The organism is Chryseobacterium phocaeense (genome assembly GCF_900169075.1).
Classification (GTDB): Bacteria; Bacteroidota; Bacteroidia; order Flavobacteriales; family Weeksellaceae; genus Chryseobacterium; species Chryseobacterium phocaeense.
In genome coordinates, this window is record NZ_LT827015.1 from 1,323,550 (window position 1) to 1,335,151 (window position 11,602).

The following is an 11,602-nucleotide window of genomic DNA, read 5'->3' on the forward strand; positions in this document are numbered from 1 at the left end:
AGATTTTTATTACCTTTAGTCTAAATTTTTAGTAAATGAACTATTTCCAGTCAAATTCCAGCTCACTACCTAAAGATATTGTTTTATTTGCGGTGAGAGTGTTTATAGGTTTTGCTATGCTTTCTCATGGTTTTCCAAAACTACAGATGCTTTTGGAAGGCGGTAAAATTGAATTTTATGACTTTATCGGGTTAGGTCCTTTGGTGACCCTGGTTCTTACGGTAATTGCGGAATTTGCCTGTTCAATACTTCTGATATTAGGACTTTTCACAAGGATTTCACTGGGATTTCTGATCTTTACAATGGTGGTGGCCGCTTTTATGGTTCATGGGGCAGATCCTTTTGAGAAAAAAGAAATGAGTCTCATCTATCTGTCCGTGTATCTTCTCCTGATGGCGGTAGGTGCCGGTAAAATCTCAGTAGATCACATGATTGAAAAAAGAAAAAGGGCTTCAGACTGGTAGTCTGATCCGGATAAAATATAACAAGGCTGTTTCATGTGAAGCAGCTTTTTTTATATACTGCAATCCGTGTCAAGGTTTTAAACCTTGACACGGGTTGTTTATCTATTGGTTTTGCAACAATGTTTCAAATAATACCTTTCCCGTTTCTTAAAAATTACTAAATTCGTGAAAAATGAATTTTATGAAGATAAAACTGACCATCTGCCTTCTGGCTTTTCTTAATTTTTATGATGCCCAGGAAAATATTACCTATCAGAAACCCTCTGCCGAGATCTTAAAACTGGCAGATTATGAAAGACCTCCAAGTGTTCTGATGAACAGCAAAAAAGACTGGGTGGTTTTCACATATCGCCCTACCTATAAAACGCTGGAAGACCTTAGCCAGCAGGAAATGAAGCTTGGCGGACTTAGGATCAATCCTGTTACCAATATTTCAAGCAGCGTTACGTATTCCAATAATCTGAAGATCAGAAAGATCAATGATAAAGTGGAAACCCAGGTAAAAAATCTGCCTGCCAATCCGAAAATTACCTATGTTTCATTTTCACCGGATGAAAAGAAACTGGCATTTACCAACACAACGGCTAAAGGGGTAGAGCTTTGGGTAGTGGATATGGAAACAGCTTCCGCTAAAAAAATTACCGAAGATAACCTGAATGCCAATTTAGGAATGCCGTATTCATGGTACAATGATTCACAAAGCTTCCTGATCAGAACGCTTCCGCAAAACAGACCTGCGCTGATAGACGCGAGCAAAGATCTTCCAACTGGGCCGATTGTTTCCACGGCTGACGGTAAAGTTTCCCAGAACAGAACCTATCAGGATCTTTTGAAAAACCCTCAGGATGAAAAAAACTTTGAGGTGCTTACCGCCTCTGAAATTTATAACGTAGATCTGTCCGGAAACCTTAAGAAATTGAAAGATCAGGATATGTATTCAGGTCTAAGTTTTTCTCCGGACGGGAATTATCTGATGGTTACAGTGATCAAAAAGCCGTTTTCCTACATCGTACCGTTAAACAGATTTCCTTCAACAACGGTGGTGTATGATATGAAAGGAAATGCAGTGAAAACGGTTAATGAAGTTCCTTTGAATGAGATCATGCCTAAAGGATTCTCATCCGTAAGAACCGGAAAAAGAAGTATGACCTGGAGAAGTGATGTTCCTGCCACATTGTTGTATGCTGAAGCTTTGGATGGAGGAGACCAGTCTAAAACTGCTGAGAACAGGGATGAGATCTTCACATGGGAAGCTCCGTTTGCTACCGCTCCGAAATCATTCTTCAAGACAAAACAAAGATATGAAGGCGTAAGCTGGACCAATGATCATTATGCTGTAGTTTCTGAAGGCTGGTACGATACCAGAAATACAAAATCTTACCTTGTAGATCTTAATAACGGGGAATCTAAAGTATTCGATGACAGAAATTATCAGGATGTGTACAGTGATCCGGGAAATTTCAGCACTACGAAAAACCAGTACGGAAGATATGTGATCGATATGAAAGGTGGAAAAAGCTACCTGATAGGAGACGGATTCACCAAAGACGGTCAGCATCCTTTCATCGATGAGATGGATGTAAAATCTTTGAAAAAGAAGAGGCTTTACACTTCCAATATGAAGAACGGTAAAGAAGAGATCATTGATATCCTTAATGCTTCAAAAGGGGAAATCCTGACCACTCAGCAGTCTCCAAGTCTTTATCCAAATTATTTCAAAAAGAATATTAAATCCAATAAAGCAGAAGCGGTAACCAATTTTGCGAACCCTTTTGAAAGTATCAAAGATGTATACAAAGAAGTCATTACCTATAAAAGAAATGACGGGGTTACTTTGACGGGAACCCTTTATCTGCCGGCTAATTACGATCGAAAAGCTAAGAAAGAAAAGCTTCCTTTACTGATCTGGGCGTATCCTACAGAATATAAAGATAAAAATACGGCTGGGCAAAACACCCAGAACGCGAATGATTTTACCTTCCCATATTACGGATCCTTCGTGTACTGGACAACAAAAGGATATGCCGTTCTGGATGATGCTGCATTCCCGATTATCGGGGAAGGAAAAACAGAACCGAACGACACTTTCATTCCACAGCTGGTAGCTAACGGAAGAGCTGCGATTGATGCAGTAGATCAGCTGGGGTATATCGACAGAACCAAAGTGGCTGTAGGAGGACATTCTTACGGGGCATTTATGACGGCTAACCTTTTGACCCACTCCAAAGATTATGCTTGTGGTATCGCGAGAAGTGGAGCCTATAACAGAACCCTGACGCCGTTTGGATTCCAGAGCGAGCAGAGAAACTACTGGGATGTTCCGGAGATCTACAACACGATGTCTCCGTTCATGAATGCTGACAAAATGAAGACACCGTTGCTGTTGATTCACGGTGATGCAGATAACAATCCGGGAACGTTCACTTTACAGACGGAAAGATATTTCCAGGCATTGAAGAACCTTGGAGCGCCTGTAAAAATGGTACTTCTTCCAAAAGAGTCCCACGGCTATGCTGCAAAAGAAAATATCCTTCACCTTTTATGGGAACAGGATCAGTTCCTTGAGAAGTGCCTGAAGAAATAAAATAATTTACCAGAAAGCCCGTTCCAATCATGAACGGGCTTTTATTTTTTTGATGGATTAACTCCTAATTAATGCTCTGATTTTAAAATTAATTTTACAAATATTTAAGCACTTCATCAATACTTTTCAACTCCATAAAATGCTCATGTTCCAGATGATGTTCATGCTGTTCATGACTCCAGGTTACATGATAGGGAATGTGTGCGGCAGAACCTCCAATCTCCAGTACCGGAAGGATATCCGACTTAATGGAATTTCCCAGCATCAGGAAGTTTTCAGGTTGGCAGTCAAGGTGCTTAAGCAGTTTCAGATAATCACTTTCCTTCTTATCACTCATAATTTCAATATGATGAAAATAATCTTGCAGTCCTGAATTTTTAAGCTTGCGTTCCTGATCCAGGAGATCACCTTTTGTAGCGACTACCAGACGGTATTTTCCCTTCAGGGCTTCCAGTGTTTCCTTAACTCCTTCCAGCAATTCTATAGGTTCCTGAAGCATTTTCTGACCGATCTCTATGGTTCTGTTGATGATCTGCATAGATGCAGTTCCGCCTGAAACCCTGCTTACCGTTTCGATCATGCAGAGCATAAAACCTTTGATGCCATAACCGTAGAGCGGAAGATTCTGCATTTCGGTTTTAAACAATTCCTGGGACACAGAATGCTGTGGCAGATAATCTTCAAGAAGCATGCAGAATTCCTTTTCTGCTTCCTGGAAATAAGGTTCATTGATCCAAAGGGTATCATCCGCGTCAAAGGCGATGGTGGTTATATGATTATTCATTTTAGTTTTGTATTTTTCTCTGCACAAAATTCAGCATAAAAATTCAATCAGAAAAGGACATTTGTCCCGGATAAGCTATGTTACGGACCAATCAGTTATTTTTAAACTATACAGAAGATCTTTACGGGAAACAGGGACGTAAAGAAGATATTGTCATCAGGTCATTTTCTAAAGGGGAAAGAATACTTACCCAGGGTGAAAACCTGTTTAAAGTAATGCTGATCAGGGAAGGGATTACCAAGTGTTTCCTGGCTGAGGAAAATGATAAGGAATACATTGTTGAATTCCTTGGAAAAGGGGAAATCATTGGCGAAATAGAATTGATCCGGAATATTTCGTGCCTGTGCAGCATCGAAGCCGTTACTGAAGTTACGGTTTACGCTATATCCATCCATTATTTCAGGTCTTTGATTAAAAATGACCTACCATTGAATAACCTCTTACTGGATGTTTTTGCTGAACGCATCGTCAATACTTCCAAAAGGGCATCCTACCAACAGCTGTACGCGGCTGAATATACTTTAGCCCAGCTCCTTGAACTGCTGGCTCAACAGGAAATTGAAATCTCAAAAGAAGACATGGCTGCCTATCTGGGAATTACAGTGAGAAGTTTGAACAGGACTTTGAAGAGTTTGAATAAATAGCAAATTGAAATATAGTTAGTGATTTTTAATGGGGTTGTTTTTTAATTCTATATAAAAAAACAATTTCTTGTCTTCTTTTTAAGGGGTGTTGTTTTGTTTTTGTTAATTTTGTGGAAAATAAAGGTGAAATGAGATTTAGAAATGCAGAATTATCAGACCTGGAAAAAATTGTAGATATTTATAATTCCATAGTGGATTCAAGGATGGTGACGGCAGATACAGAAAAAGTCTCTGTAGAAAGCCGTAAAAAATGGTTTGAAGAGCATAACTCTGAAACAAGACCGTTGTGGGTGGTAGAAGATGCTGATCAGATGGTGGGATGGGTCAGTTTTAGTTCATTTCACGAGAGACCTGCATACAGCGGGACTGTAGAGGTAAGTATTTATCTGGACGCCAGCTGCAGGGGAAAAGGGTACGGTAAAACCATTCTTCAGTACTGCATTGATAATGCTGCAAAATTCGGGGTGAAAAATCTGGTAGCCCTTATTTTTCTTCATAATGAACCGAGTTTAAAACTGTTCAGGCATTTTGGATTTGAAGACTGGGGAACGCTGCCTGATGTGGCGGTTCTGGATGGGTTGGAGAGAAGCCTGAAGATATTGGGGAGAAGAGTAGGATAGTTGAAAATTAAGTTAGTATATAAATAATCAGCTTGCGCGAAGTCGGAGACTTCGCGCAAGCTGATTATTTAAAAGAGGGTTCCTTGTCCTTTTCAATGTAGATATAACGGTTTTTTATCCCGTTTTGAAGCATTGATTTCTTTTTGTTAAGCTCTTCAATCGTTTCAATCGTTTCGTTCTTAAAAGAAGTCTTCTGTCCATTTTTTATACCTTCTGCTAACATCCTTGTCGGATTTTCGTAATAATCTTCAATATATTTGTTGAATTTCTCGTTGGAAATAGGAATAGCAGGCTTTCCGTAATGGGTTTCTACAAACTCCCTGGTATCAAATTCAATGTCCAGTTTTTTATTGCTGATTAATTTATAGATGAAATTTTTATCGTGGTCTTCCAGAATAAAAATAAGGCCAGGAAGCCCTCTGAATTTATAAGGCCCTTCTTTAATATTTACTTCATTACAAAACCAGGCAATCCAGGTTCTGCCTCCGAAATCAGTCGTGGCTTTTTGAAGTTTATAACCGTTGTACTCCTGGGTTTCCTGAAGCAGTTTCCAGGTCATTTCATCATAGGTATTCACTACAAAATATTCAAAAAAATCCCTGTACCATTTGTTTTTAAAAGAGTTGGGAGCCCTTTCGATTACCTGATCGGTTTTGGTGCTGTATCTTGAAACTGATCTGTTTGCACTTTTATTGATTGAATCATAATCTGCAAATGTCTTATCATAAAACTTGACAGATTTCTGGCTGATATCAAGATTCATAAGACTCTTTCTGTGATTTTCCGAACCATCTTTCCGGTATTGAAGCTCATAAATAAATCTGTTCGTTTGTGAGTAATAAGATGCTGCTGTATATAGAGCAAGCAGGAGAGAGATTTTTTTCATAGTTTATTAAGTGCTGTTGAATAGCGGGGCCAAAAATAGTGAAATATTATAAACGAAATTGCGCGAAGTCTCCGACTTCGCGCAATTTCGTTTATTTGTTATATTTTAAAACCGGAGTTTTAATCTCCCAGCTTGTCAATAGATAAGTTCTGGCTGTCTTTCAGCTTAATTCTCTTCGCAGACATATTCAGGAAACGTTTCACCAGGAAAACGGCAGAAACCGTCAATCCAAGTCCCAAAGCGATCCACATTCCAAAAGCTCCCATTTTTAAGGTAACACAAAGGAAATAACCCAAAGGAATGGTAATCACCCAATAGGCGATGAAAGTATAAATCGAAGGGATTTTCACATCCTGCAAACCTCTCAGCATACCTAAAGCCGTTACCTGGATTCCGTCTGAAAGCTGGAACAGGGCAGCGATAATCATTAATTTTGAAGCCAAAGCAATGACTTCCATTTCTTCTTTTTTGGTAAAGAAAGTAGGAAGGATATTTCTTCCCAGAACGAAGACCAATCCACAGATACACATGAAAATAAAGGCTATTTTCAGGTTATTGATCCCGACTTTTCTCAATTCAACAAAATTCTGCTCACCCAGCTTTCTTCCGATCATGACGGTAGAAGCCACACTGAATCCTACACATAAATTAAAGGTGAATGAAGCCATACTCAACGCGATCTGGTGGGAAGCAATATCATGCGCTGAAATCAGTCCGCAGATAAAGGCAGCGCCCGCAAATGCAGTTACTTCAAAGAACATCTGTAAAGCGGTCGGAAGTCCCAGTTTTACCATTTTATCAAACATGCTTTTTGAGAAATCCTGGATTTTTAATGAAAAATCTTTGATGTATTGTCTGGTTTTCTTCTCTTTCACCAATACCACATACAGGAATACCACCATGAATATTCTGGAGATCAGGGTAGCTAAAGCCGAACCTTTTACCCCCATCTCAGGGAAGATCCAAAGCCCTTTAATGAACACATAGTTCAGGACAATATTGATGATATTGGCGATAATGGTTGCCTTGGTAACGCCTATCGTATAGGAGAGTCCTTCAGACACTTCACGGAGCGTCTGAAAAGCCATAAACGGAATCATACTGATCGCCATGATACCTAAGAAATCTACCGTATTAGGAATGATTTTCTCAGGCTGGCCCGAATGATAGAGTAGCGGCATTCCCAACAGCAGAACCGCCATTAAGATAATTCCTACGGACATATTGATGATAAACCCATGGCTGAAAACCGAGTTGATCGTTTTATGATCCTGTCTGGAATGCGCTTCGGAAACCAGCGGCGGAATAGCAAATGAAAATCCCAGTGCCAATACAAACACCGAGAAAAACACGGCATTCCCCAATGAAACGGAAGCCAGTGCATCTGCACCTAAAAGTTTTCCGACAATAATATTGTCGAACAAATTCACCGAGACCTGCCCCACCTGCGTAAGCATCACAGGAAGAGCCAGAGTCAGGCATTCTTTCGTATAATTTTTGTTTAAAAAGTTCATTATATTTTATGATTCATATATAGTTTAATATTTAAAAAAGTGCAAAAAAAAAATTTGCAGTAAAGGCTACTGCAAATTTTTATAATATATTGAATGATTCATCAAATCATTTCCTTACAAAACTTGCAACATCCTCCTCAGAAACAGTGTTTCCGCCAAGAATAATTAATCTTTCCACAACATTTCTCAGTTCTCTGATATTTCCCGTCCATGAAAGCGCTTTCAGCGAATCAATCGCTTTGTCATCAAATTTTTTCACGGCAGTACCATGCTCATCGGCAATCATACCGGAAAAGTGCTCTACCAATAATCTGATGTCTTCTTTTCTGTCATCCAAAGGCGGAACGTAGATTTCAATCACAGAAAGCCTGTGGTAAAGGTCTTCCCTGAATTTTCCTTCTTCAATTTCCTTCTGCATATTTTTATTCGTTGCAGCAATTACCCTTACATCAACTTTGATTTCCTTATCGCTTCCCACAGGAGAAACTTTGCTTTCCTGCAACGCTCTCAATACCTTAGCCTGGGCAATAAGGCTCATATCACCAATTTCATCCAAAAAGATCGTTCCCCCGGTAGCCTGTTCAAATTTTCCCTGCTTATCCTTAATAGCTCCGGTAAAAGAACCTTTTACATGCCCGAAAAGCTCGGATTCAATAAGCTCGGATGGAATAGCCGCACAGTTTACCTCAATCATAGGACCTCTTGCACGCTCACTTTGATTGTGAATGGCATGGGCTACCAGTTCTTTTCCTGCACCGTTAGGTCCCGTAATTAAAACCCTGGCATCAGAAGCCGCCACTTTTTCGATCATGTCCTGGATTTTTTTCAATGCAGGAGAATCACCGATCATCTGGTATTTTTTGCTGACCTTTCTTTTCAGGGTCTTGTTTTCTGTCTGGAGATTTTTGTTTTCCTTTTTCAGACTTTCTTTAGCCAAAGCGTTTTTCACACTTGTGATCAGCCTGTTGATATCGATAGGTTTGGAAATAAAGTCATATGCACCTTCCTTTAAACAAGATACGGCAGAATCAATGTCCGCATGCCCGGAGATCATGATGAATGTAGTTTCAGGCTTTAAAACCATGGTCTGTTTTAAAAGTTCAGTTCCTGAAAGTTTAGGCATCTTGATATCAGAGATCACCAGTGCGAAATCTTCTTTTTCTATCTGTTTGTAGCCTCCAAGGCCGTCTTCAGCGATAACAAATTCGTAATCGGTAAGTTCATCAGAAAGAATACTGTGTAATACTCCCGAGATTGCTTTTTCGTCTTCTACAATAAGGATTTTTTGCATAGTTGCAAATTTAGAATTTTTGATTCAATTATTAGCAAGAATCGTACCTAAAAAAACTATTTTGAGTAATCTCTCCTCCCAAAAATAGCGGATCCGACCCTCACCGAATTAGCCCCGGATTCAATGGCTAACGGGAAATCATCGCTCATTCCCATCGATAAGGTTTCTAAGGTTTTTAATTGATTTAATTCATCAAAAAGTCCTTTCAATAATAAAAATTCTTCTTTTACCTGATCTTTATCATCCGTAAATGTAGCCATTCCCATCAATCCTTTAACATCAACATTTGGAAACTGCCCCTCAATAAATTGCTGAAACAATGTTTTTGCCTCCTCAATTTCAAGCCCGAATTTACTTTCTTCAGCCGCAATCTTTACCTGCAGAAGAACCTTTATGGTCCGGTTATGTTTTCCGGCTTCTTTACTGATCTCAGCAAGCAGCTTTTCGGAATCTGCACTTTGAATGGTATCAATAAACGGGGCAATGTACTTCACTTTATTGGTCTGCAGGTGTCCGATCAGGTGCCACTGGATATCCTGCGGCAGGAGCGGGGCTTTTTCCATAAGCTCCTGAACCTTATTTTCGCCAAAAACTCTCTGGCCCAGATCATGCACCTCCTGAACAGCCTCAGCCGGATGTGTTTTTGAAACCGCTACCAGCTGAACACCGGATGGAAGCTGATTTTTTATTGCTGTATAATTTTCTTTAATATCCATAAATGCAAATTTCTGAATTTTAAAAGCAAAAAACTAATGAATGTGTAAATAGTTTGGGTAGAAGGTTGCAGGTAATAGGTAGCAGGTAGCAGTGTAGTGTATCGTGCACCTTTCGGTCAATTGATAAATTGTTGCACTAATAAATTGTTACACTGTTACACTATTAAATTGTTACATTGTTGGATTGTTACATTAATTCAGGATATCATTAATCTTCGGATACTGCGAGATCTTTCTGAACACAAACCGGTTGCTTTTCTGCAGCTTTTCAATGAACATATCCAGCTCGTTGATGGAGTCGGCGTCTCTCAGATACTGATCATGAGTAAGGAAAACCAGGTGTCTTGAGGTTTTTTCCAGGTCGTTGAAAAAAATACTGTCTACTTTTTTAACCATGGCTTCATGACTTCCTTTCAGGGTCATCTTTTGGGATGGTTTCCATTCAAGATCCCAGCCGATTACTTTATAGCCGGCCTTTTGAAGACCATTGGCGGCATCTGCGGAGCTTTTGATATCTGTAACGTTAATGTTATTCAGTCTCCAGATATTCCTGCCCGGAGTTCTGGCTATTTTATCATAAAGCTTAAGGCTGTCTTTAGCGATATCGAAGTCACGGACAACGGCATCTGTATTTTTATAAAAATCGGTGTATTTATTATGCGCGTGACTGAAGCTGTGGTTAGCCAGCTCGATCAGGGGATTGCTTCTTAAAAGCTCCATATCATCCTTCTGTCTTTTGCTTCCATAGGCATGTTTTCCCACCAGGAAAGCGGTGGCGCATACGTTTCTTTTGTTTAAAATTTTAAGAAGGTTTTCCGTTCCCTGATTGGGACCGTCATCAAAAGTAAGGTAGATAATTCTTTTATCCGATTCTACTTGCTCATCATCTATTTTGGGGACCGTTTGTACGGTTGGGTGTTCCTGTGAGGCTGTTTTTTCAAGCACTTTCACATCAGTTTTGCCGTTACAGCTGTTGAAAATTATTGAAGCTGCACTCACCAATGCAGTCATCCCAAGAAAAGTCGTGTTTACTGACTTTTCCCCAAAAATGTTTTTCATAAAGATAATGGAATTTAAATCGTTAAAAATTGTTAAAATTACTGCTGAAATGTTAACAAATTATATGCCAGTCTTTGTTAAAATTTTGTTTTTTAATTTTATTTTAAGGTGTGTATTATAAAGTGTATTTTAATGAAATCAATAGTCTTGGTGATTATGCCTGTGTATTCTTTTCTTTTAACATTTATAGTTAACGAAACAATAGTCTTTCTCTATTTTCTTTGCAGTTAAAATATTTTTCCCGCCTTTAGGAATTATAGAAATCAGGAGATTTTGAAGATCTATTTAAAATGAATTCGGGATGTATTCATTCTAAAATTTTCTTCAGATACAGAGAATTTTTAATAGCGGCGGTTCCCCAGGTATTATTGAAGAATATAAATGTTTTTCTTTCTGAATTTCTGATATTCTCAGCCAGTGTGTCAAGAAATTCCTCACTGTATTCAGATTTATAAAGAACCGGTTTTCCGTGTAGCCGGTAATATAAAATTTCAGGATGATTGATAACCACCTCTTCAGGAAGATTTCCGGGAAAGCTTACTCCTGAAAAAACAATTTTATTTTCCGTCAAAAGAGTGTAGATCTCCTCAGTCCACCAGGACTCATGGCGGAACTCAATCACGTTGACATACTTAAAATCAAGGGTGGAAAGAATAAGATCAATATTTTCCTGTGATTTTTTAAACGAGGGCGGGAACTGATAAAGAAAGCCGGCAAGCTTATCTTTTAAATGCTCTTCGATATGGGAGCAGAAGGCTGAAATTTCTTCCTTAGAATCTTTCAGACGCTTCTCATGTGAAATGCTTTTAGGGATTTTAATGAAAAATTTAAAATATTCCGGCGTTTCGTCATGCCATTTTAAAAGCGTTTTTGCGGTAGGTTTCCTGTAAAAGGTAGAATTGATTTCCACCGTATTGAAGGTTTGTGAATATAAGATAAGAAAGTCTTTACTCTGGGCATTCTCTGGATATAGCGACCCTTTCCAGTCGTTATTATAAAATCCCGAACATCCAATGTAAAGACTTCCTTTTTTCATATTT

General features: G+C 39.0%; 11 protein-coding genes. 4 read left to right on the forward strand and 7 right to left on the reverse strand.

All coding sequences use genetic code 11. The features are described 5' to 3' along the window. The first annotated feature begins 35 nt into the window (after positions 1–35). Entirely contained in the window at positions 36–464 is a 429-nt protein-coding gene (locus B7E04_RS12610) for a DoxX family protein (RefSeq protein ID WP_080778978.1), read from the forward strand. 181 nt (positions 465–645) lie between these two features. Next, entirely contained in the window at positions 646–3,048 is a 2,403-nt protein-coding gene (locus B7E04_RS12615) for an alpha/beta hydrolase family protein (RefSeq protein ID WP_080780679.1), read from the forward strand. Positions 3,049–3,142: 94 nt separating this feature from the next. Here B7E04_RS12615 and B7E04_RS12620 read toward each other — a convergent pair whose 3' ends face one another. After that, entirely contained in the window at positions 3,143–3,832 is a 690-nt protein-coding gene (locus B7E04_RS12620; protein WP_080778979.1) for an HAD family hydrolase, read from the reverse strand. A gap of 77 nt (positions 3,833–3,909) precedes the next feature. Between B7E04_RS12620 and B7E04_RS12625 the strand changes: the two genes are divergently transcribed. Together B7E04_RS12625 and B7E04_RS12630 are read left to right on the forward strand one after the other, a co-directional pair. Next, a complete protein-coding gene (locus B7E04_RS12625; protein ID WP_080778980.1) occupies positions 3,910–4,476 on the forward strand; it encodes a Crp/Fnr family transcriptional regulator in 567 nt (188 codons plus the stop codon). A 128-nt stretch (positions 4,477–4,604) separates the two neighbouring features. Beyond that, positions 4,605–5,096: a GNAT family N-acetyltransferase gene (locus B7E04_RS12630; RefSeq protein WP_080780680.1), complete on the forward strand. Its 492-nt coding sequence runs from the start codon at positions 4,605–4,607 to the stop codon at positions 5,094–5,096. Positions 5,097–5,160: 64 nt separating this feature from the next. Here B7E04_RS12630 and B7E04_RS12635 read toward each other — a convergent pair whose 3' ends face one another. The 6 genes from B7E04_RS12635 to B7E04_RS12660 all read right to left on the reverse strand — a co-directional run bounded on the left by B7E04_RS12635 (position 5,161) and on the right by B7E04_RS12660 (position 11,598). Continuing rightward, positions 5,161–5,982, reverse strand: coding sequence for a GLPGLI family protein (locus tag B7E04_RS12635; protein ID WP_080778981.1), 822 nt, complete (start codon positions 5,980–5,982; stop codon positions 5,161–5,163). Between the two features lie 119 nt (positions 5,983–6,101). Next, positions 6,102–7,496, reverse strand: coding sequence for an MATE family efflux transporter (locus tag B7E04_RS12640; protein WP_080778982.1), 1,395 nt, complete (start codon positions 7,494–7,496; stop codon positions 6,102–6,104). Between the two features lie 106 nt (positions 7,497–7,602). Further along, positions 7,603–8,787, reverse strand: coding sequence for a sigma-54-dependent transcriptional regulator (locus B7E04_RS12645; RefSeq protein WP_080778983.1), 1,185 nt, complete (start codon positions 8,785–8,787; stop codon positions 7,603–7,605). A 56-nt stretch (positions 8,788–8,843) separates the two neighbouring features. Further along, complete coding sequence (locus tag B7E04_RS12650; protein WP_080778984.1) at positions 8,844–9,503, reverse strand: YggS family pyridoxal phosphate-dependent enzyme; 660 nt, start codon at positions 9,501–9,503, stop codon at positions 8,844–8,846. Between the two features lie 192 nt (positions 9,504–9,695). Beyond that, positions 9,696–10,562 (reverse strand): polysaccharide deacetylase family protein, encoded by an 867-nt coding sequence (locus B7E04_RS12655; protein WP_080778985.1) that lies wholly within the window; start codon positions 10,560–10,562, stop codon positions 9,696–9,698. Between the two features lie 307 nt (positions 10,563–10,869). Then, positions 10,870–11,598, reverse strand: coding sequence for a DUF72 domain-containing protein (locus B7E04_RS12660; protein ID WP_080778986.1), 729 nt, complete (start codon positions 11,596–11,598; stop codon positions 10,870–10,872). Positions 11,599–11,602 lie beyond the last annotated feature (4 nt).

Bases quoted from the DNA above. Each gene is read 5' to 3' on its own strand.
- B7E04_RS12610 (WP_080778978.1), top strand. From the start codon at position 36: ATGAACTATTTCCAGTCAAATTCCAGCTCACTACCTAAAGATATTGTT.
- B7E04_RS12615 (WP_080780679.1), top strand. From the start codon at position 646: ATGAAGATAAAACTGACCATCTGCCTTCTGGCTTTTCTTAATTTTTAT.
- B7E04_RS12620 (WP_080778979.1), bottom strand. From the start codon at position 3,832: ATGAATAATCATATAACCACCATCGCCTTTGACGCGGATGATACCCTT.
- B7E04_RS12625 (WP_080778980.1), top strand. From the start codon at position 3,910: ATGTTACGGACCAATCAGTTATTTTTAAACTATACAGAAGATCTTTAC.
- B7E04_RS12630 (WP_080780680.1), top strand. From the start codon at position 4,605: ATGAGATTTAGAAATGCAGAATTATCAGACCTGGAAAAAATTGTAGAT.
- B7E04_RS12635 (WP_080778981.1), bottom strand. From the start codon at position 5,982: ATGAAAAAAATCTCTCTCCTGCTTGCTCTATATACAGCAGCATCTTAT.
- B7E04_RS12640 (WP_080778982.1), bottom strand. From the start codon at position 7,496: ATGAACTTTTTAAACAAAAATTATACGAAAGAATGCCTGACTCTGGCT.
- B7E04_RS12645 (WP_080778983.1), bottom strand. From the start codon at position 8,787: ATGCAAAAAATCCTTATTGTAGAAGACGAAAAAGCAATCTCGGGAGTA.
- B7E04_RS12650 (WP_080778984.1), bottom strand. From the start codon at position 9,503: ATGGATATTAAAGAAAATTATACAGCAATAAAAAATCAGCTTCCATCC.
- B7E04_RS12655 (WP_080778985.1), bottom strand. From the start codon at position 10,562: ATGAAAAACATTTTTGGGGAAAAGTCAGTAAACACGACTTTTCTTGGG.
- B7E04_RS12660 (WP_080778986.1), bottom strand. From the start codon at position 11,598: ATGAAAAAAGGAAGTCTTTACATTGGATGTTCGGGATTTTATAATAAC.